Origin of the sequence: Paenibacillus agaridevorans (assembly GCF_003112455.1) — a bacterium.
Taxonomy (GTDB): Bacteria; Bacillota; Bacilli; order Paenibacillales; family Paenibacillaceae; genus Pristimantibacillus; species Pristimantibacillus agaridevorans.
Genome location: NZ_BDQX01000356.1, coordinates 92945 through 113476 on the forward strand (window position 1 = coordinate 92945; position 20532 = coordinate 113476).

A 20532-nucleotide genomic window follows, 5' to 3' on the forward strand; every position below is an offset into this window, starting at 1 on the left:
TCCGGTTGAAGTGGGATGCTGCAGCGGATGCGGACAGCTATGCGGTCTATAGATATGAAGGCGCTTCGGCTCCGCTTGATCCGGAGCAGTGGGTCGCGGTTGCCCGCAATGTGACGGATTCGGCCTATACGGCGACAGGTCTTGTCAATGGCGTAACCTATGCGTTTGCGGTGAAAGCCGTTAATGCGAAGGGCGAGAGCGATTTCTCCGCCGCGTCGATTGCGACGCCGAAGGCGCCGTTGCCGCCAACGACCGGCCCGATCGACAACAATGGCGGCGATACCTCCGTCATTAAATCGACGACCGGCTCGATTCTCATTCCGAATGGAAGAGCCGGCGAGGTCAGCCTCGATAACGAAGTTACGCTTACGTTAAGCGCAGGAGCGGCAGAGCAAGAGCTTCGAATCGAAATCGTGAAGCTGCTGGACGCGGCAAACCTCGCATTCGATAAGGAAACGCTTGTCAGCCATGTCTTCGAAATGACGAAAAACGTAACCGGCAACTTCAAGAAACCGATCGTCATCTCGATGAAGTTCGATCCGTCTCTCGCAGGAGACAATCAAAGGGTCGCGATCTTCTACTATGACGAAGACAATAAAAAATGGATTGAAGTAGGCGGCGTCGTGACCGGCGACCGGATTACGGCCGAGGTGGATCACTTCACTAAATTCGCGGTCTTGGCCGTTGGCGAGAAGAAGGACGGCGAACCGAATACGCCGGTGCCATCGTTCACGGATATTGCGAAACATTGGGCGAAGAGCGCCATCCTGAGCGCGGCGGGCAAACATCTTGTCAGCGGCTATCCGGATGGAACATTCAAGCCGGATGCAGCCATTACCCGCGCCGAATTTACGGTCATGCTGGCCAATACGCTTCAACTGGAAGGATCAAGCTCGGCGCCGGCATTTGCGGATGCGGCCCAAATCGGCGGATGGGCGAAGCAAGCCATCGCGAATGCCGTAGAAGCGGGCATTGTGGGCGGTTATGCGGACGGCAGTTTCCGGCCGAATGCGGTCATTACCCGTGCGGAAATGGCGGCAATGGTTGCTAGAGCGCTTAAATTGCCAACTGATTCAGACGCAACGACCGGATTCGCGGATCAGAAGGACATCCCGAATTGGGCGAAAGGCGCGATTGAGGCGGTTCGCGAGCAGGGCATCATGAATGGCCGAGGCGGCAATAAGTTCGTTCCGAACGGTACTGCGACCCGGGCGGAAGCCGTGACGCTATTGGTGCGGATATTGGAGCTTGGCGCGAAACAATAAAATATAGCCGACAGCAGGCACAGCATGGGGACATACACGCCCCTCATGCTGTGCCTTTTCTTGCGTTCAAATGATGCTGGAAACGACGTCGAGAAAGCACTGAAGAGGGCATTGTTCAATCCAATTTGATTGAAATCGGACCCAAACAACGAATCTTCCAGGCGGATTGCCTTGGGTCTCACTGAACGTTTCTGCATGCAGGAACACGGTAGCCTTCAGCGAAGCTAGCAACGGCTTGTGCACGGCACGAATCCTCACAGGCCAATAGGATCTTCGAACACAATCGTAAATCGATACTGCACCGTAAAGGTGTTAGCTTGCCGACAAAAAAAGGGACCCGCTGCAACGGGCAGCGGGCCAAAGTAATTTATATTTTAAAAAGGGGGTCGAGTTCTATTATAGGCTCTTAACATTAAAGATGGATGAAAGAAATATTTCAATTGCGTTACAAATTACTGGCTTACATTTCCAAAAGAAATGAAATCGGCGGATAGCCGTAAGAATCATCAAACTTTTGGATGGTGTGCCTCCTTCTTCAAGCTTACTGCGGACCGCGACTGCTTTAAAGATGTTAAAAGTTACCAGACGCCTCGCCTCGTATACATAAGTCTGCGCATCCGCCGAATGTGCGGGCAACGAGGCGGACGTGTATGAAAAATCATACACGCCAGCTCGTTCAACTGGTACCCAGCGTTAATGCAGTTTAAGCGTACGCACGCCGCAAAAAGAAAAACCTTCCTGGCGGAAGGTTCATTCGAAATTGGAATCTGAAGTGTAAACGCGTGTTGCGTGTTCTGCCTTTATTAAGCTTCGGACCTTTCGACGTACGATTTGAAGTTGTCCATAAACGCCTGCCAGCCTGCTTGCTGCATGTCTATAGGGTTGGTGTCCTCGGCGTCGAAAATTTCAACAACCTTCGTGCTATCCCCTTGCCCAGTGAACGTAATCGCGACTTTCCGTCCGTCGCCAAGTGTGTACGCGATAAATTCGTGTTCCCTTACTTCATCATAAACACCGGCGAAATCGAATCCGAAGCTGCCATCCTTGGCTTCCATCCTCGTGAGGAATTTGCCTCCAGCCTGCAAGTCGTTTTCTGCGTTAGGCGCATGCCATTCGTCGGACGCGAACGACCACTGCGTAATGTGCTGAGGCTCCGTCCAATACTTCCACACTTGCTGAACAGGCGCGTTAACCTCGACTTCTACGGTAATACTAGCTTTCTTGCCAGTTTCCATGAGTATGACCTGCCTCTCCATCATAAATAGGTCCTTTAAGCGCGTGGATACTTCATCCACCGACATAAGGCTTGTCCCGACGAAAGTTGCCTGCTTCACAAGTGGTAGGAACAATAATAAGATAATGGATGAGCAGTATGATGTCAACCTTCCGCGCGAGACCCATAAGCGATGATACCGCCGATAGGGCCCAAAATGCGCCGCGCGAGCCCCTATAGGCGCTGATACCGCCGATAGGGGCAAAATGCGTTGCTGCTAAGGAAGCCGGGAATATTGCAGGAAGGTCGCCGATTCACCGTATGCAGAAGCGGGAAACCTCCCGGCGGCTATTGCCAGATCCGCATAATGACGAGCAGCGAATCCTTCATAATTGCCTTAGCTGCTTCTTCCCCAGGGCAAGATGAACCGGCTGTCGCCGTCTTTAGGCGGTGAAGTTAAATATATGCCTAAAGCGGCGATTTCTCGCGAAGCGACTTCCATAAGGCAAGCTGTTCTTCCAATTGCTCTACCACGGCGTCTACCTCGTGCGTAAACAGCACTTGACCCTCTCCGTCGGATTCGACCACCAGCTTGGCGATGGAACGTGAGAGCTCGGTCTGACGAGGAAGCTCTTGCTGCAGCTTGCGCAGCAAGTCGGACACGTTGACGTTTTTACTCGCCGCCCCAGCTTCAGCCGCTTGCGAAGATGAACCGTCTGCCGCCCTTCCGGCGCCGTCGAAAGCGGATGGGCTTAACGGTTCGCCAGCGGCGCCACTAGCCGCCTGTGACGTCGTGTAGCCAGTCGATGCCGCCCCGGAAGCCGACGCCTCAGTTGTCGTATTCGATGCCGCCCCGGCCGCCGTTGCACCAGTTGCCGCCGTCGCCGCCCCGGAAGCCGACGCACCAGATGTCGCATTCGATGCGCTTCCAGTCGCCGATCCCTTACGATTTTGTTCATCAGCCTCCGCTTCCTCAGCCGCTTTCTTGTTCTTCCGGTTCTGCTCGTACACCGACCAGGTCTCGATCAAGCCGCTGCCCGTCTTGAGCAGCAGCTTCTCTTTGGTGTTGTCGGAGATTGTTTTGTCCTTGAACAGCTTGGCGATCTTCTTTACGTCGCTGACGGGAAGCTCGTCTCGCGCTGCGATGAGCGCCAGAGGATCCCGATGCTCCATGGACAGATCCTTAAGCGGCAGCAGTTGATCCTCCGTCAGCTTATCCTTGCGAATCTCCGTCCCGCTGACGATCAGCTTCTGGACAGCCTTGCTGAACTTCAACAGCTCGCACTTGTTCTTAATGTAGCTCTCCGGCTTGCCGAGCTTGGCGGAGAGAAACTTGAGCGAGCTGCGGAACCGTCCATCGTTCATCAGCTTATCGAACGCGATGGCCTCCTCGATGGGGGAGAAGCCCTCTCTCGTCAAGTTCTCCGCGATCTGCTCCAGATAGATTTCCATCTCGTCCGATGTGGTAGAGACGATACACGGGATCGTCTTCCGTCCCAGCATTTCGGTTGCCTTGTACCGACGATTGCCATAAATGATACGGTACCGTCCGCCTTCCATCGTCCGAACCTTGATGGGAGAGAGCAGTCCCAATTCCTCGATGCTCTGCATGAGCTCCCCCAGCGCTTCCTCGTCGAACTGATAGCGCGGCTGATCCTTATCCTCTTCGATGAGCGACAAGGGAATTTCGATAATGTCCATGAGTTCTCTCCTTCATCTATGCATCATGATTGTCGTATTCCTTCTTGATACTGCTGATACTTCTATTATAACTGAGCGCTGATACGAATCAATGAAAGTCCACGAGATACAAGGTTGTTTCATCCCTGCTTCCTGCGGTTAATAGTAATCAAGCTAGCGAATGACAATTTCAAAAGGAGTGATTCCTATGTTAGGCTGGGCACTATTGTTCTTCATTTTTGCAGTAGCAGCGGGCATCTTCGGATTTATGGGGATTGCCTCCGCGATGGCGGGCATAGCCAAAATCTTATTCGTCGTATTCCTGGTTCTATTCATTGCTTCTCTTATTCTCGGCAGAAGGCGAGTCTAACCCGACTGGGACGGAAGCTACGACAGAACGGAACGGAGACAAAGAACATCACCTATCAAATAGCTGCAATCTATAAGTGAGAGTTCAAAAAGTTCGGTTTTCAGCACCGAGAAAATTGGATGAAGGTAGAAACTGAGTAGCGGAGCGTAGTGGAAGCTACGTGAGCAACGGAAGTTTCGCCTGAATGCAAGATTCGATGTCGAGTAGGCTTCGTGGCTTGCTTCGTGATCAAAAGCGGACTTTTTGAACAACCGCTATAAACGAACCGTAAATGGAGGGAATTCAAATGACAACGATCAACACGCAACTGACGAAGGTTCACACGGTAATGACGAGGGAAGAAGTACAGGAGCAGGTGGAACGGTTCCGCCGGGAAGGTTATGAGGAGGATCGGATTTTCGTTCTGACGCATGACAAGACGAGAACGAAGCGAATCGCAGAGCGGACGGATGCCGAAGAGATCGGCATCATGGATCAAGGAATCGGGACCGCGATCGGCAATATCTTTCGCAGCACGGGAGACGAGCTCAGAGCCAAGATGAGGTCGCTGGGCGTGGCCAAGGCGGAGGCGGAACGTCTCGAGGCCGAGATGGATCGTGACAAAATCGTTGTCATCGCTTGGGGCGGTCGCGAATACGAAAACGACGATTATGACCGCGAAGTTTACTTTCACCCCTATATGATGTACAACAGCTATAATAACCAACCGCCAATGAAATAGGTTGCAATAGCCTGCCCGCGGGGGTAGGCTATTGTCATGGGCATTTATGCGACTCTAGCAAGCATTAATGGGAGGAACAGCACGTGAGCATTATAATCGTAGACGACAATATAACCAACCAAATGATTATTCGCGCTATTCTGACCAAGGCCGGATATACCGATACGCGCATCGCCTCTTCAGCAAGAGAGCTGTATGACCTGCTTGGTTTGGAGGACGACTCCGCTCCGGAGGAGCCCGTCGATCTCATTCTGATGGACATGATGATGCCGGAAATTGATGGGCTTGAGGCTTGCAGACGCATTCAGGCGGGAGAGAAGTACAGGGATGTGCCGATTATTTTCGTTACGGCGGTCGGTGATTCCAATAAGCTTGCAGAGGCGCTCGATGCGGGAGCGTCCGATTATGTGATGAAACCGATCAACAAGCTGGAGCTGTTGGCCCGGATGCGGTCCGCATTGAGGCTCAAGCATGAGAAGGATTGGCATAAGGAGCGCGACAAGCGGATCCAATACGAGCTGGAGCTCTCCAAGCAGGTACAGCGAAGCGTTCTTAGCGGACCAATCCGCAATAGGAGCATCGAGATCGAAGCGGCTTACCGTCCCTCTTCGGAGCTCGCCGGCGATTATTATGCCTGGTTCCGGATGGATGCCAGCAGGTACGGCGTTATTCTGCTGGATATGATGGGACATGGCATTTCTTCTTCGCTGGTCTGCATGTTTATTTCGTCTGTGCTGCGCGATATGATCATGCGCGTTAACGATCCCGTAGAGGTGATGCAGGAGCTCAATCGCTACATGGGAGAGCTCTATCGATCGGATGAGCTGATTAACTATTACTTTACGGCTATTTTTGTCGTGGTCGACACGGATTCGAGAAGTATGGAATATGTGAATGCCGGTCATCCGGCAGGTGTTATACTCTCTGGCGGCGAAGTGGTATATATGGAGCCTACGGGACCAGCCGTCGGTTTGTTCGATAAACTTGCTATTCGGAAGGTGAAATTGGCTTATGAGCCGGGTACGGATCTATTTCTGTATACGGACGGATTGCTGGATGCGCTTGAGGTTAGCGACTGCGGCATGCGGGAGTTGGCCGAATCCATGGGCTCGAAGAAAAGTTTGGAGCTTAATCCTGAGGAACTCGTCGAGTCGCTGCTGGCCGAGCATGGCGGGGATAAGCAACGTGACGATATCTGTCTGGTACGTGCCGTCCTGCACTAAAATTTCCTTGCGAAAATAATTCTGACCTGCTGTTTCAAACCCTTCGGAATGGTTTATACCTTATGTATAGACTCTAGCAAAGCGTTTGATTGCAGGGAGGGTTTACGAATGAAAATATTCCTTTTGGTGGCACTGATAGTAAGCGGAATGTTATCGACTGGCGGAGAAAGCCAAGATCATACAGGATTCGAACCGGTGGCCGTCTCGCCGGATCACGTCGAGGCGGATCAAGCGGCGCCTTCCGAAGTAACGGAGCCTCATGAATGGCCAAGCGGAGAAGCGGCATATTATCCGGAGGAGGAATCTTCCGTTGTGCAGACCGTCGACCAGGACGAGGCTGCATTGGGCGCCGAAGAAGGTATTCTGCTTCGAAGCGTTCAGGAGCTTACGTTGTACGACGACCGCGCGGCGGTCATAGGCAAGCTGGGCGAGCCGCGCGGCGTAACGCAGGATGAATTCTACAGCGATCTTGTTATTATGGAGTATGAAGATCTGCGCGTTGTTTTCTCCGGCGAATACATCCAGGCTATTGATATTCCCGGCGATGCCAAGGAAATTTTGCTGGACGATGTTACGGTTCCCATGACGGTTGCCGATCTTAAAGACGTATTAGGCGAACCCGACTATATCGCGGAAGACGGAATCGTCTTCCAGCGAGACGAAGCGCTGCTTAAGCTGTTCCTGGACGAAGAGACAGGGGAGCTTGCATATATCAGCTATTATCATTTGGCAACAGTCTAATCCCTCTATTATTTTTAAGAAAGCGAAGTGAACTCATGATGAAGTTGGAACCATTCAAGATTAGAACCGAAGAGCAGGGCAGCGAATACGTCATGTATCTGGAGGGGGAACTCGATCTGGCTGCCGTGCCGCAACTGCAATGCGCGCTTGAGCATGTGTTGAAACGCAAGGATATTGCGCTTGTTTTGAATTTAAGAAATTTGACGTATATCGACAGCACGGGTATCGGCGTTATCGTATCTATTTTGAAGACACGGGATGGATTGCGAGCACCGTTCTACGTACAGGAGATACCGGCCAAAGTAAAGCGTTTGTTCGACTTGACGGGTATTTCGGGATATATAAAGGAAGGAGCCGGAGCGTAAGAGATGAAAGCTGTTCAATTGCACATACCGGCTCATGCGGATCAAATCGACTTGGTCAGAATTTGTTTGTACGGCATCGCCAGCAAGCTTGGTTTCGAATACGAAGATATCGAGGACATGAAGGTGGCCGTATCGGAGGCCTGCAGCAACGCTGTTCTGCATGGAGGACATTCCGGAGAAGGCATGATCAAGGTCACCTTTCACCACGATGACCAAGCCCTTGTTATCCAGGTGCACAACGAGGGTTCGCCATTCGTCCTGGAAGGGGCTGGGCTGGCATCCACTCCGCTGGGCGGAGCAGCAGTGTCAGAGCTCCAGGCCGGAGGGCTTGGCATCTATTTGATGGAGGCGCTGATGGACAAAGTGGAGGTATTTCCCACGTCAGAAGGCACCGATGTATGGTTAACCAAATATCGCCAATGAGACAAACTTCTGTCGAAGTCGTTCGTGGGTGCGGGATTCGGTTTTCGAATGCTCGAAGCTTATATATTCGATTGTGTTAAAAAAGAGGCGCTCAAACCAGTTGAGGCCTCTTTTTGCGTGCTTATATAGGATCGCCGCTTTTGCGGAAGATCCGCTGCTCCGGGTTAAACTCCGTAAAGCCGTTACGATGGGGGGCCAGCAGCGATTCCTTGCTGCCAAGAACGAGGAAACCGTCCGGCGCCAGGCTTTCGTTAAGTATGCCGTGAACGCGAGACTGCAGCGCAGGGTTGAAATAGATCAACACATTCCTGCATAAAATGACCTGGAATTCATTGAACGAGCCGTCCGTAACCAGATTATGCTGCGCGAACACCATATGATTTTTGAGCGTGGGAAGGAATCGCGCGTAGGCATGGTCGGTTGTGTAATAAGCCGAGAACTCCCGTGATCCGCCTGCCTGTAGATAATTTTTGGTATAGGCCTGCATGCGCTTAAGCGGAAATCGTCCTTCCTTGGAGAGGGCGATTGCAGCTCTGCTCATATCCGTCGCATAGATCATCGTACGTTCCAGCAGTCCCTCTTCCTCCAGTAAAATGGCCATAGAGTATACTTCTTCTCCGGTCGCGCAGCCGGCGTTCCATATTCGCAATCGGTCATACTGGCGGAGCAGGGGCACCACTTCCGAGCGGAACGTCTGGAAGAATGCCGGGTCTCGAAACATCTCCGTCACCTTGATGGAGAAGTCCTCCAGCAATCGTTCCATGCAGCCTTCTTCGTGCAAGATACGATCCTGCAGCGAGGATATCGTCAAAGCGCCTTCCAGATGCATGCGATGGCGAATTCTTCGGCGAAGCGATGAGCGCAAGTAGTTGCGGAAGTCGAAGCCGCGCATACGATGAATGGCCTCAAGCAACAGATCAATCTCCAATTCCTCGAGCTCCGTAATGGCTATGTCGTCGTCGGCATCGCCTGCCGCGGCTTCTTCGTGCGCGGCGAAATCATCTGATCGCCTGCCCATTCTGGCGTAATCGAAACTTTCGAACTCCGGCATTAATGTCCCACCTGCTTTGTCAGCCAAACCCTCATCAGCGAGAACAGCTGCTCCATGTGGATGGGTTTGCTGATATAATCCGAAGCACCTGCTTGCAGACAGCTTTCCTGGTCGCTCTTCATCGCTTTGGCCGTGAGCGCAATGATCGGTTTGTCGTGCATGGCTTCATCCGCACGCAATGCGCGAGTCGTCTCGAAGCCGTCCATGATCGGCATCATAATGTCCATAAGAACCAGATCGAAGTTGGAGTCGCTTGCTACGATGTCCAAACATTCTCGTCCATTGCGTGCGATAACGACTTCCAGCCCTTTGTTCTTGAGCGCTTTGTCAATCGCAAAAATATTGCGTTCGTCGTCCTCCACCAGCAAAACCCGCTTGCCCAGGAACAAGGCGGTTTCTTCGGAACCGCCCATTCCAGAGCTTGCGGCTGCAGGCGTGTTCTTTACGGGCTCCGATTGCGAAATCGGAGGAGAGGCGGCTGCCGCCGCGTTATCACCGAAGTTTACGTCCGCGAACGGATGTCCCGGAGCAGAATAGGAAGCCGACGCTTGCATAGACGCCTGCTCCAGCTCGATTGCGGTGCAATGAGTCGCCGGCAAGTACAGGGTGAAGGAGCTTCCCTTATGAAGCTCGCTCTCCACGACGATGCATCCGCCCAGCAGATTGGCAAGTTCGTTGCAGATGGAGAGTCCCAGGCCAGTTCCGCCATACACGCGATTTGTATTGCCGTCTAACTGCTGGAACGCTCCGAAGATCAGATCTTGTTTGTCCTTAGGTATGCCTATGCCTGTATCGACGACGGAGAAAGCAAGCAGCTCCTCCGGGGCGCTGCCGGGCATCTTATCCGCCACAACAGCTGGATCTGCCTGATGGAGCTTTAGCGTGACGGTGCCGGACTCGGTAAATTTGAACGCGTTGGACAACAGGTTTTTCAGAATTTGCTGGAGGCGTTGACCATCCGTGCGCACAACGCTCGGAATATCGTGCTGCAGCTCGATGCGGAACGTAATGCCTTTTTTGTCCGCTACCGGGTCGAACAGCATCCTCATCATTTCCGGAATTTCGGTTACATTGACGTCATCCATGACGAGAGCGATCTTGCCAGCCTCGATCTTGGACAAATCCAGAATATCATTAATGAGGGAGAGCAGATCATTCCCGGACGAATGGATGACGCGGGCATAACCTTCCTCTTCTTCCGTAAGCAGCTTATTCTCGTTCTCGTAGAGCATCTGGGACAGGATCAGGATACTGTTAAGCGGCGTTCGAAGCTCATGCGACATGTTGGCCAGGAAATTGGATTTGTACTGCGCGCTCTGTTTGAGCTTTTCGGCGTAAGCTTCCAGTTCGGTTTTGGCATGCTCCAGCTCCTTGGTTTTCTGTGCGGCGAAGAGATTCTGCTCCTCCAGATGCTCTGTCGTCATCCGCATCTCTTCCTGCTGCATCTGCAATTCCTCGGATTGCGCCTGCAACTCCTCGGTCTGTGTCTGCAGCTCCTCCGTGAGCGCTTGAGACTCGCTCAGCAGGCGCTCTACTTCCATACGGCCCGTTACATTGTCGATGGTGACGCCGAAGTAGTCCTCGATGCTCTCGAGCAGCTTCAGATGCTGGGCAGTAAACGGTTCAAGCGAAGCGAACTCGACAACGGCTACGACTTTGCCCTCGTATTCGATGGGCACAATAAGCAGATTGCGAGGATGAAGCTCGGTCGTCCCGGATTGAATGCCGGCTTTGTAATCGTCAGGCGCGCTCAGCAGGTACGTTCTTTTATCCATCGCGCATTGGCCGATGAGACCTTCGCCGAACCGGAAGCTTGCCCTGGCCTCTGCATCACCGGATTCCGCATAAGCCGCCAGCTTGTTCATGCGAGGCTCCGACCCTTTGGCACCTCGGATATAGAAGACGCCGTACGGTGCGCCGACCATGGGAGCCACGCGGCTTAGGAATGATCGTCCAAGCTCTTCCAGATTGTTCAGGCCTTGCGTCATCGTGGCAATCTCCGCGACCCGGGTTGTAATCCAGGATTGGGCCTCCAGACTGACAAGAAGGGCATTTGTAGCCTCGGCAAGTTCCTTGATCTCGTCGTTCGTCTTCACATGTATTCGCTTCGAAAGATCTCCCTTTGCAACGGATATCCCTGCAATTGTAGAGGAAACCTGCCGTATCGTCTTGACGATGGAGCTCGAGACAAAGGATACGATGAGCAACGAAACAATGACGACTGCAAATAGCAGAATATACAGGCTCAGAGTGACGACGCGATTGCGGCTTTCGAGCTGTAGAATATAGGATTTGGTATCGTCGATATGGGACAAGCGCATATCCTCCAGTTGAGTCCGGAGCTTGTCGATATCGGCTTTGCCGGGATCGTTCCGGTAAAACGTCTGGATGCCCTCTGTATCGTTATTGGCCCTCATTGCGATTGTCGGTTCGCCGGTGGTGTTAATCCAGTTCTGAATCGTCAGCTTGATCGCTTCCAATTCCTTGAGCGCGCTCGCGTTATTGTCAAGCAAGGCCGCAAGACTGGTGTGGTTGGCTTCCCATTGGGATTTGCCTTCTTGGTAGGGCAATAGATAGGCTTGTCTGCCCGTAAGAAGGTAGCCGCGCTGGCTGGTCTCCATGCTGACTACGTTGTAACGAATATTCGTTATAAAATTTTGGATCTCCAGGTCTCGGGTAACAATCTGCTCCATCTCATTGTGTAAAGTATTAATTCGTTCCGATACGACGGCGATCGTAATTCCGAGACAACAAATGATAAGCAAATAACCAATCGCGATCTTCATGCGAATGGTGTAATTCATATTTTTAAACATAGGGCAGTGGTCCTCTCATTATAGGTTCCGTCCTAAATTAACGATTTAATTTATAAACAACCTCTATAAACAGTCTCTCTTAAACTATTAACCATTATAGCATGTATCGTCCCATTACCCAATTCGGAGGCGGCTTATTCCAGCTGTTTCAAGAGACTTTCGGCGGGGTAAGAACGGATAGAGCATCATAAACCATGAATTGAGGTGACCTTGATGAATATTCTAATCGGCATTTGTTTGGTCGTGATCACAGTATCTCTCATCATACTGGTCTTAGCGGTGACGAAGACGGTCAAACAAGCGGAGACGTTTATTGCGGAGACCAAACGGACCGTTAACGAGCTTCGGACGGAAGTGCTGCAGATGAGCAGCGAGGCCAGGGAAGTTGTTCAGAATACGAATGCGGTTACGGTCGACGCAAGGCGCAAGCTGAAGGATCTCGATGGATTGTTTCATACTGTCAGCGACATCGGAGAAGCGGCGCATGCACTGACGACGGCCGCGAAACATGCGGCGGCAGGCGTGCTAGAGAAGACGGCTGCGAAGACGGAACAAGCAACGCGCGCCGGCATCTCCAATGCTGCGAGAATGGGGCATGAGTCTGCGGGAGCGGGCAATAACGGAGCTCAGATTAGAAAGACGGCAGCTGCCATTGCAGAGATGGTTGCATCGTCGGTTAAGATCTGGAGCAGAATGAAAGCCAACTGAGTTATACTAGATGAAGACGGAGAGGAACGTGTATATGATGAGCCATTCGCCAATCAAGCTGCGCATACCCGCGGAAGCCGACTATCTGGATATTGTCCGCGCTGCCTTGTATGCCATTGCCGCCAAAGCGGGATTCCCTTATGAGGATATTGAAGATATGAAGGTTGCGGTGACAGAAGCCTGTTCTAATGCCATCCTCCATGCCTATAAGGGAAATGATGACAGAGGCGAGGTCGATGTAGAGTTTATTTGCCATGAGGATGGTCTGACTATGACCGTAAGAGATTACGGCGGCGCCCGTGAAGAACGACCCGAACCGATAAGAACGGCCGGGCTGCAAGGGACCCCTATCAGTGATGCGCCGATCGGCGGCCTGGGTTTGTTCATGATGAGGGCGTTGATGGATGAAGTCAAGGTCCGGGTGAATAACGGTACGGAGGTTGTACTCACCAAGCGCATGAGCAGAAATGAGGAGATGGTATGAATTCAAGTTCCTCTGAGCTGACTCCGCAGCAAACGATGCAGCTTCTGGAGCAGTATCAAGAGACGGGCTGTAACGATACCGCGACGGCGCTCCTCCGACATTACGAGCCAATCGTTCGGATGGCGGCGGGCAAGCTGTCGAGGAGCAGGCCGGATCTGTACGAGGATATGTATCAGGTTGGCCAGATGTCTATGCTGCGGCTCTTCGCGCAGTATAATGCAGATCGTGAAATTCCGTTCGAAGCATACGCGATGAAGAGCGTAGTCGGACATCTCAAAAATTATTTGCGGGACAAGTCCTGGTATATTCAGGTGCCGAGGCGCCTTAAGGAGAAGGGCTTGCTGCTCGGACGCGCGATCGACGACTTATCCGTGCAGCTTGGCCGTTCGCCGAATGTAGATGAGATTGCGAATTATCTGGAGTTGTCGGTTGAAGAAACCATAGAGGTGATGACTTCCAGAGAATCGTACCAATATGTGTCGCTTGATACGCCATTGTCCTCCGAGGGAGAAAGCGCTGCTACGATCGGCGACATGATCAGCACCAATAACGATGAGATGCTGACGCTGGATGGTCGTCTGGATCTCCAGGAAGCCTTCGGCAAGCTCAAGGATGAAGAAGCCAAGGTGTTGACCCTGGTCTACTCCAGCGGGCTGTCGCAGCGCGAAATCGCAGCCAAACTGGGTATCTCCCAGATGAGCGTGTCCCGCATACAGCGCCGCGCGATCGGCAAGCTTCGCGAGCTTCTGGGCGATGATTACGGCGAAAGCGCCGAGGCTCTGGAAGAACGGGATGACTAAGCATTTCGCGTTGTCCTTGCGTTCTGCCGCAAATTGCCTTTATGCTGTTAATAAACGCCGCCAAGCATCATTGGGGGCGGATTAACTGCATGAAGGCATTTTTTGGGAACCCAGGAAAGGAGGAAACCATCCTTGCGTCTGATCATAGAAAATATCGACAAGCAATTCGGGGACAAACAGGTTCTGCGGTCCGCAAGCTTCAGCTTTGACGGCGGTAAGATATACGGACTTCTGGGCCGTAACGGAGCGGGAAAAACAACGCTGTTCGACTGTCTAAGCGGAGAGAAGGGAATGGATGGCGGACAGGTGCTGCTGGAAGAGAACGGCCGAACGCGGAAGATAACCGAACAAGATGTGGGATATGTCTATTCGCTGCCTATTCTGCCGGAATTTCTGACCGGGTATGAGTTTGTTAAATTTTTTATGGATATCAATAAGGACAAGCTGCAAACGGAATTGACGATCGATGGCTGCTTCGAAATGATGAGCATGACGGAGGAAGAACGGCATCGGCTGATCAAGGGATATTCGCACGGCATGAAAAACAAGCTCCAGATGCTGTTGTTCCTCATCACGAAACCTCCGATTATTTTGCTGGACGAACCGCTAACCTCCTTCGACGTCATTGTGGCTCTGGAGATGAAGCGAATGCTGAAGGAGCTCAAGAAGGACCATATTCTCATCTTCTCGACCCATATTCTGCAACTGGCCTCCGATCTGTGCGACGAGCTGGTTGTCTTGCATAAGGGAGAATTGTCCGCAGTGCCGTCCGAACTGCTTCATAGTGCGGAATTTGAGCAATCCGTCATTAATCTGTTGAAGGATGATGAGCATGCTGAGAATGTTTAGTACGCTGATGGCGATTCGCACATCCATCGCTGCCAACCTGCTTATCTTCTACATTCAGAAGCTCCCGGTCATGGGCAAGCTTATCAAAAACACGATTTACGCCAATCTTGAGCTTAAAAAAATCATTTCCGTCGCCGCGCTCCTGCTTACATGGATAGGGGGTTTCCTGCTCCCATTTATGTATATTGGACTTTTGATTTATCTGCCTGTCGTGAGTATAGGAGAAGATTTGACGAAGGCGGAGCAACTTAGTCAGTTTATACATATTTTTACCATCATCAGCTTTGTGATTGCGGCTGTCAGCAGCGCGACCATCCTGGAGCCCAAGCGGGAGAAATACATCGCGGTTAAGCTAATGAGATTGTCGCCAGCACGCTATATGAAAACTACGCTGGCCTACCGTTATACGACCTTCGGCATCTATTTGCTGCCTGCCATGTTATTATTCGCGGGACTTCTGGGTGCCGCCATTGTGGAAGCCGTTATGTTGACGGTGCTGCTTGCGCTGTGGCGTATAGTAAGCGAATATTTGCATCTCAAGCTTTTTGAACGGACCGGCGTGGTATTGATTAAACAAACAGCGATTGTTTGGAGCGTTATTCTGGCTGGATATGCCGGGGCGTATGCGCCGCTGCTGCTTGGAGCGGCTCCCATAACGGATAACGTCCTTCTTAATCTGCCGCTGTATATCGCGATCCCATTGGGAGGGGTGTTTGCTGCTTTCCAACTGGCTCGTTATACGGGATACAGAGAAGCCGTTGACGTCGCCACTAAGCGAGACGACCCGCTGCTTAATATGGGCCGTATGATGGCGGATGCGCAGAAGAAAAGCGTGGAGACGAAGCAAAGCGATTATGACACCGTGCTTGTCGGGAAAGGCAGGCTGATCAAAAAGGAAGGCCATGCATACCTTAACGAATTGTTTTTCATGAGGCATCGGAGCTTGATTCGCGGACCGATTAACAAACGACTCGTCATCATAGGAGCAATTGGAGTAGTCGGAGTCATCTTTATGCTTCTATTCCGGGGGCAACTGCAGGAACAGCAATGGAACGCGGGTACCATCATTCCTTTTCTGGTTCTGACCATGTACTTCCTGTCTGTCGGCGATAGTCTATGCAAGGCCATGTTCTACAATTGCGATCTCAGTCTGATGAGGTACAGCTTTTACCGCAGTTCGGCCTATGATCACTTTAGAATCCGGCTGGGCGTCATGGTCAAAAATAATCTGCTTATTGCCGCAACTCTCGGATTAGCGATTACGGCCGTCACAGCCGCAACGGGGAGCGAGTGGCTCCATCTTGAGCTGCTTATGGTATGGGCTTGCGTCATCTCTCTGGCGATTTTCTATTCCGTTCACCACTTGTTTATGTATTACTACCTCCAGCCGTATTCGACGGAGCTGAATGTCAAAAATCCGCTTTTCTTTGCGGTAAACCTGCTTGTTTCATTTGCGAGCGGTTTTAGTATCATTTGGCGCGGGGCATCTTCTTCGTTTACGATTGTCATTGTCGGCGCGACTCTGCTGTACCTGATTGTCGCTTTGATGCTGGTGCGGAAGCACGGGGCAAGAACGTTCCGGGTCAAATAAAATCGGACATGCGGGCGCAGGGCCACGCGACAATCTGTCGCGTGGCCCTGCGATAACCCCGCTTATTGCGCCGGGTCAGGCTGGAGCCCTTTGCTCTTAACCTCGGAGTTGGTTGGCATTTTGTCCATCTCCTTGCCGAGGCGCTGAATATCGTCTTGCAGCGGTGCCATGGAATTGATATCGGATTTTACGCCGTCAACCGCTCCCTTGACGCCGTCTACTGCGCCTTTAACGCCCTCAACGGCTCCTTGTGCCGCTTCCTTCGTGTTTTCGCAGACGCTTGCGGCAACCTCTTTCGTACGCTGTCCAAATGCTTGCAGCGCGTTCATCAAATCGGCTCTAAGTTTCTCGCCAGACTTCGGCGCGAGGAGCAGGGCTGCCGCCGCTCCGATGAGTCCTCCTACTACTGCCCCGGTTACGATGCCACTTGATCCTTGTTCCTTAGACATATGCGATCACTCCTGTTCTCGAATTGGTAAAGGCGTCCTTGCCTTATGACTCTACTTAACCCATCCCCCCGAACTTGAATCACGCGGTTATAATTCCTCCATTCTGCAAAATATAACTTCATCTGATCCAGATGGGAGATGAAGAGAAGGATTGTCACCGAAAAAGAAATGGATTGTCGCCGCTGTATGGCTGCTCTTTGCCGTTGCGATCGGCTTGCCCTGGTTCATGGACACGGCATCGCGGCCCAGCGCCAGTTCTGCGGAGGCCGCGGGATTAACGCTTTCAAAGGCGGCAATCGAGAAGTATGACGTTATAGTTGCGGGGACAGACCCGGAGGGGATAGCTGCAGCATTGTCCGCGGCGAGGAACGGACTTCGTGTGCTGCTCGTAGATGGCAAAGGGCGAGATCGGCTGGGGGGCCTGCTCACGCTGGGCTGGCTTAATTCGCTGGATCTGAATCTGGCTCCTCAGCAGACTGCCGAGGCGAAGCGGAGCGGCAATTATGATTTTCTGAACAAGGGCATCTTCCAGAAGTGGTACGATCAGCTTGGCGGGACTTCGTTTGATGCTAATGCGGCGGCAGATCTGTTCGAGCAAATGGTCAGAGACGAGAGGAATATTTCGCTTCTATTAGGTGTCAAATCCATGGAACCCAAGCTGGAAGGTAAAGTAGTCCGGGGACTGGCCATTACCGATGGGAACGGGCGACGCCGCGTCCTGCAAGCGCGGGCGGTCATCGACGCGACGCAGGATGGCGATATTGCCGCTCTAGCCGGCGCGCCTTACACCGTCGGGCGCGAGGATCTTGGCAATCCGGATGCGCGCATGGCCGTTACGCTCGTGTTCAAGCTAAGCGGCATGACGGAGGACATCTGGCAATCCTTCGGCAGACGCAAGGATACCGGCGTGGATCAAAGCAGCGCATGGGGGTTCCTGGAGGCGAGCAACTATCCCTCCTCCAATCCGGACAGGGTGGCGCTGCGCGGATTAAACATTGGACGGCAGAAAGACGGTACGATACTCGTCAACGCCATGCATATTTTTGACGTAGATCCTCTCGATCCGGTCTCCGTGCAGGAAGGGCTGCGGATCGGGCGGCGGGAAGCGCCGCTTATTGTCGAGTTTTTGAAAACAACGTTCGAGGAAATGAAAGATCTGAGCTACGCCGGCACGGCGCCGGAGCTGTATGTCCGCGAGAGTCGGCATTTGCAGGGGGAATATCGGCTGACGATGGCGGATTTGATGGAGAACCGGGACTTCTGGGATGCGATCGCATACGGCTCTTACGACGTCGATATCCAGCGGCTTGGACGAGGTGATTACGGCGCGATTATGATGTCGCCCCGGCAATACGGCGTTCCATTTAGAAGCCTCGTTCCCAAAGAAATCGATGGGCTGCTCGTCGTCGGGAGATCCGCCAGCTTCGATTCGCTGCCTCATGGCAGCGCCCGTGTCGTCCCGCTCGGCATGGCGACGGGAGAAGCGGCCGGAGCAGCGGCCAGGCTGGCCATAGACGGGGGAATATCGTTCCGGCAGTTGGCCGCATCAAGGAGCGGAATCTCGAAGCTCCAAACTATGCTGCGCGGCCAAGGCATGGACCTTCGCATGCGCGAAGCAAAGCAGCCGGCGTATCAGGGCCATCCGACTTACCCGGGACTGCTGGCCGCCGTCAGCATGGGCATGACGCTGGGTGGATATGACAATAATCGCTGGGATCTGGACGGCCTGTCGAGCAAGGACCGATATTTGACGATGATGCAGAGGCTGGTCAAGATGCATCCCCGCTATTTCCGGGGCAAACCTGATGGAGTGATGGCCGGCTATTTGAAGTCGGGGGAGCCGGTTACGCTTGAGAATGCTGCCCATGCGTTGCTGCTGACGTCGGGAGTTCAGGTTAAGCGTGAGCAAGCGGTGGCTGAATTAAAGAAGCGGGATTGGATAACGCCAGCGACTTGGTCGCTGATCAGCCATCCCGGCGGACTGACGAACGGAGAGACATTCATGCTGGTGCGAGACGCCGTCGCCAGACATGCGGGCGTGACATATCGGTAAGTATGAACCTGCCTGCCATATCCCTTTAAAGCGCATATATAAACCTATACCCTCGATATTACTGCTAAAGGGGACACCGTGCGTTGGGAGCTGCGCGCGGTGCAGATTCTAATCCCACCCTTCTCCTTCACACCGACCGTGACCCTACATTACCATTTGGGGGTTGGCTCTTAGCGGTACGGGTGTCAGCGGGTGGGGAAATTAGGAGGAATACCTCCCATTAATCACAAGAATACCCTCGAATTTTTCTAACTAAAGGGAAAAACGCCATCTAATTCGCTGCTTTCGAGTCTGTATTGATGGTTTCGGGCGAATTAGAGGGTACTTTTCCCTTAATTTTATCCAGGGAGTGGAGATTGATAAATTTAGTGGGAGGTTTTCCCACTCGCTTCAATCGATCCCCATTAGTCAAAAGAATGAGAAGCTTCGCAGCCCGCTATTTGAGTTACCAATGCAACTGGATTGGCGATAACACTTACCTTACGCTTCGGAAGAGGCTTTGCTTTGCAAAGCTGGAGTTCGCTCATCTTCGAGAGGCCTTGAGAGAGGTTTTCTTTATTAGAATGTTCTTTATTAAGAACAAAAATGGTGTTATAGTAGATAATGTGTTCCATAACAAGATCGGGGGTCAAGGTGAAGGATGGCATGGCGCAGCGAGTATCAAACGGGCACGGTTCCTGCGATGCTGGAGCAACGGGCTTTGGAGCATCCGGGCGCGGTTGCTTATTGTTTTCCTGAGTGGGGGCAACGACACACTTGGCGCGACATCTGGACGGAGGTGCGTCCGCTTGCCTGCGGGTTGCGCCGTCTTGGCGTGCGCAAAGGCGACAAGGTCGCCCTGCTGATGACAGGGCGAATGGAAATGATTGTCGCGATGTATGCGGCAGCTTGTTTGGGCGCGATACTGGTACCGCTCAATGCTTACTCCCGCAAGGAAGAGCTGGCCGTGTATCTCGAAGAGTCTTCCCCCTCTGTGTTGCTGCTTGGAGCGGAAGGCCACAAGCAGCAGTATCCCGCCATGACAAGAGAACTGGCGGAGGAGCTTAAGGCGCGTCATGGCTCACTGCCGGATTGGCTGCCCGGAGCGGAGCGAATATTCGTGGTTGGCGGCGGATCAGATGGCGACAGATGCGGCTTCCGTTCCTATCAGGAGCTGGCGACGAGCGTTGGTACGAAGGAAGAAGAGGATGCCCTATTCCGGGAAGCAAGTCAGCAAACGGCGGCTCGCGACCCGCTCGTGCTGCTGTTCACCTCGGGTACGCTCGGCAAACCTAAGGGCGTACTGCGTACGACGGCTTCCTTTCTTGCGCCGTCGGCTAAGGAGCCGGGACGAGGCCGGTTAGCTACCTTAACGGCAAAAGCGAGCAGCTGGATCATGACGCGATTTAATATGCTGAATTTGCTGCCTCTCTACCACATGGGGGGCTTCGCAACGATTCTTACAACGATGACAAGCGCACCCGTCGCCACGGTCATGCTTAGCCGCTACAACCCCATGCAAGCTTTGGAAGTCATCGAGAAGGAACGATGCAGGGTACTTGTCGGTACGCCGTATATGCTGCAGGGAGTGATTGGCGCTCCCGAGAGAAGCCGTTACGATCTGTCATCGCTGATTGGAGTGGCATTTACGTCGGCTGCCGTTAACCCCGTCATTATCAGGCGTGTGACGGACGAGCTGAAGCTGCGATTTTTTCTGGTCAGCTATGGCTCCTCCGAGGCGGGGGCGGTGG

The 20532-nt window shown here is 52.8% G+C and carries 19 protein-coding genes; 14 read left to right on the forward strand and 5 right to left on the reverse strand.

Annotation, left to right across the window (positions count from 1 at the left end):
• Positions 1-1265, forward strand: a 1265-nt coding sequence (locus tag PAT3040_RS37500; protein WP_181376878.1) for an S-layer homology domain-containing protein, incomplete at its 5' end; no start/stop codon positions are given.
• Between the two features lie 803 nt (positions 1266-2068).
• On the opposite strand, the gene PAT3040_RS27735 is transcribed toward PAT3040_RS37500, so the two are convergent.
• Both PAT3040_RS27735 and PAT3040_RS27740 read right to left on the reverse strand, forming a co-directional pair.
• Positions 2069-2500: an SRPBCC family protein gene (locus PAT3040_RS27735; protein WP_108995312.1), complete on the reverse strand. Its 432-nt coding sequence runs from the start codon at positions 2498-2500 to the stop codon at positions 2069-2071.
• 446 nt (positions 2501-2946) lie between these two features.
• The gene (locus PAT3040_RS27740; protein ID WP_108995233.1) at positions 2947-4179 is read right to left on the reverse strand and encodes a ParB/RepB/Spo0J family partition protein; all 1233 of its coding nucleotides are present in this window, start codon (positions 4177-4179) and stop codon (positions 2947-2949) included.
• Between the two features lie 187 nt (positions 4180-4366).
• Between PAT3040_RS27740 and PAT3040_RS27745 the strand changes: the two genes are divergently transcribed.
• From PAT3040_RS27745 to PAT3040_RS27770, 6 genes are all read left to right on the forward strand, one after another.
• Entirely contained in the window at positions 4367-4528 is a 162-nt protein-coding gene (locus PAT3040_RS27745; RefSeq protein ID WP_087569682.1) for a DUF1328 domain-containing protein, read from the forward strand.
• A gap of 286 nt (positions 4529-4814) precedes the next feature.
• Entirely contained in the window at positions 4815-5249 is a 435-nt protein-coding gene (locus PAT3040_RS27750; protein ID WP_087569681.1) for a YflT domain-containing protein, read from the forward strand.
• A gap of 83 nt (positions 5250-5332) precedes the next feature.
• Positions 5333-6472: a PP2C family protein-serine/threonine phosphatase gene (locus PAT3040_RS27755; RefSeq protein ID WP_108995234.1), complete on the forward strand. Its 1140-nt coding sequence runs from the start codon at positions 5333-5335 to the stop codon at positions 6470-6472.
• Positions 6473-6580: 108 nt separating this feature from the next.
• Positions 6581-7213 (forward strand): hypothetical protein, encoded by a 633-nt coding sequence (locus PAT3040_RS27760; protein ID WP_108995235.1) that lies wholly within the window; start codon positions 6581-6583, stop codon positions 7211-7213.
• 35 nt (positions 7214-7248) lie between these two features.
• Complete coding sequence (locus tag PAT3040_RS27765; protein ID WP_246608490.1) at positions 7249-7578, forward strand: STAS domain-containing protein; 330 nt, start codon at positions 7249-7251, stop codon at positions 7576-7578.
• A 3-nt stretch (positions 7579-7581) separates the two neighbouring features.
• The gene (locus tag PAT3040_RS27770; protein ID WP_108995236.1) at positions 7582-8001 is read left to right on the forward strand and encodes an ATP-binding protein; all 420 of its coding nucleotides are present in this window, start codon (positions 7582-7584) and stop codon (positions 7999-8001) included.
• Between the two features lie 121 nt (positions 8002-8122).
• Here the strand turns inward: PAT3040_RS27770 and PAT3040_RS27775 are convergent, their stop codons facing one another.
• Positions 8123-9019 (reverse strand): CheR family methyltransferase, encoded by an 897-nt coding sequence (locus PAT3040_RS27775; protein ID WP_108995313.1) that lies wholly within the window; start codon positions 9017-9019, stop codon positions 8123-8125.
• Between the two features lie 32 nt (positions 9020-9051).
• Positions 9052-11868: an ATP-binding protein gene (locus PAT3040_RS27780; protein WP_108995237.1), complete on the reverse strand. Its 2817-nt coding sequence runs from the start codon at positions 11866-11868 to the stop codon at positions 9052-9054.
• A gap of 213 nt (positions 11869-12081) precedes the next feature.
• Here PAT3040_RS27780 and PAT3040_RS27785 point away from each other — a divergent pair, with 213 nt between their 5' ends.
• The 5 genes from PAT3040_RS27785 to PAT3040_RS27805 all read left to right on the forward strand — a co-directional run bounded on the left by PAT3040_RS27785 (position 12082) and on the right by PAT3040_RS27805 (position 16300).
• Positions 12082-12576, forward strand: a complete 495-nt coding sequence (locus PAT3040_RS27785; RefSeq protein ID WP_108995238.1) for a DUF948 domain-containing protein — start codon at positions 12082-12084, stop codon at positions 12574-12576.
• Between the two features lie 10 nt (positions 12577-12586).
• Positions 12587-13060, forward strand: a complete 474-nt coding sequence (locus tag PAT3040_RS27790; protein ID WP_246608492.1) for an ATP-binding protein — start codon at positions 12587-12589, stop codon at positions 13058-13060.
• Positions 13057-13860 (forward strand): sigma-70 family RNA polymerase sigma factor, encoded by an 804-nt coding sequence (locus PAT3040_RS27795; RefSeq protein WP_087569674.1) that lies wholly within the window; start codon positions 13057-13059, stop codon positions 13858-13860. Before PAT3040_RS27790 ends, PAT3040_RS27795 begins: the two co-directional genes overlap by 4 nt.
• A gap of 132 nt (positions 13861-13992) precedes the next feature.
• On the forward strand, positions 13993-14709 hold the full coding sequence (locus PAT3040_RS27800; protein ID WP_087569673.1) for an ABC transporter ATP-binding protein: 717 nt from the start codon (positions 13993-13995) through the stop codon (positions 14707-14709).
• Positions 14693-16300: a hypothetical protein gene (locus tag PAT3040_RS27805; RefSeq protein WP_108995239.1), complete on the forward strand. Its 1608-nt coding sequence runs from the start codon at positions 14693-14695 to the stop codon at positions 16298-16300. The genes PAT3040_RS27800 and PAT3040_RS27805 overlap by 17 nt, the downstream gene beginning before the upstream one ends.
• 62 nt (positions 16301-16362) lie before the next feature.
• Here the strand turns inward: PAT3040_RS27805 and PAT3040_RS27810 are convergent, their stop codons facing one another.
• Positions 16363-16749, reverse strand: a complete 387-nt coding sequence (locus tag PAT3040_RS27810; RefSeq protein WP_087569671.1) for a YtxH domain-containing protein — start codon at positions 16747-16749, stop codon at positions 16363-16365.
• A 151-nt stretch (positions 16750-16900) separates the two neighbouring features.
• Between PAT3040_RS27810 and PAT3040_RS27815 the strand changes: the two genes are divergently transcribed.
• Together PAT3040_RS27815 and PAT3040_RS37505 are read left to right on the forward strand one after the other, a co-directional pair.
• Positions 16901-18802, forward strand: coding sequence for an FAD-dependent oxidoreductase (locus PAT3040_RS27815; protein ID WP_108995240.1), 1902 nt, complete (start codon positions 16901-16903; stop codon positions 18800-18802).
• A 640-nt stretch (positions 18803-19442) separates the two neighbouring features.
• A partial coding sequence (locus tag PAT3040_RS37505) for a class I adenylate-forming enzyme family protein (protein WP_181376879.1) occupies positions 19443-20532 on the forward strand: 1090 nt, incomplete at its 3' end.

Excerpts from the sequence above, each read along its gene's own strand:
- PAT3040_RS27735 (WP_108995312.1), bottom strand. The coding sequence starts at position 2,500 with ATGGAAACTGGCAAGAAAGCTAGTATTACCGTAGAAGTCGAGGTTAAC.
- PAT3040_RS27740 (WP_108995233.1), bottom strand. The coding sequence starts at position 4,179 with ATGGACATTATCGAAATTCCCTTGTCGCTCATCGAAGAGGATAAGGAT.
- PAT3040_RS27745 (WP_087569682.1), top strand. The coding sequence starts at position 4,367 with ATGTTAGGCTGGGCACTATTGTTCTTCATTTTTGCAGTAGCAGCGGGC.
- PAT3040_RS27750 (WP_087569681.1), top strand. The coding sequence starts at position 4,815 with ATGACAACGATCAACACGCAACTGACGAAGGTTCACACGGTAATGACG.
- PAT3040_RS27760 (WP_108995235.1), top strand. The coding sequence starts at position 6,581 with ATGAAAATATTCCTTTTGGTGGCACTGATAGTAAGCGGAATGTTATCG.
- PAT3040_RS27765 (WP_246608490.1), top strand. The coding sequence starts at position 7,249 with ATGATGAAGTTGGAACCATTCAAGATTAGAACCGAAGAGCAGGGCAGC.
- PAT3040_RS27770 (WP_108995236.1), top strand. The coding sequence starts at position 7,582 with ATGAAAGCTGTTCAATTGCACATACCGGCTCATGCGGATCAAATCGAC.
- PAT3040_RS27775 (WP_108995313.1), bottom strand. The coding sequence starts at position 9,019 with ATGGGCAGGCGATCAGATGATTTCGCCGCGCACGAAGAAGCCGCGGCA.
- PAT3040_RS27780 (WP_108995237.1), bottom strand. The coding sequence starts at position 11,868 with ATGTTTAAAAATATGAATTACACCATTCGCATGAAGATCGCGATTGGT.
- PAT3040_RS27785 (WP_108995238.1), top strand. The coding sequence starts at position 12,082 with ATGAATATTCTAATCGGCATTTGTTTGGTCGTGATCACAGTATCTCTC.
- PAT3040_RS27790 (WP_246608492.1), top strand. The coding sequence starts at position 12,587 with ATGAAGACGGAGAGGAACGTGTATATGATGAGCCATTCGCCAATCAAG.
- PAT3040_RS27795 (WP_087569674.1), top strand. The coding sequence starts at position 13,057 with ATGAATTCAAGTTCCTCTGAGCTGACTCCGCAGCAAACGATGCAGCTT.
- PAT3040_RS27805 (WP_108995239.1), top strand. The coding sequence starts at position 14,693 with ATGCTGAGAATGTTTAGTACGCTGATGGCGATTCGCACATCCATCGCT.
- PAT3040_RS27810 (WP_087569671.1), bottom strand. The coding sequence starts at position 16,749 with ATGTCTAAGGAACAAGGATCAAGTGGCATCGTAACCGGGGCAGTAGTA.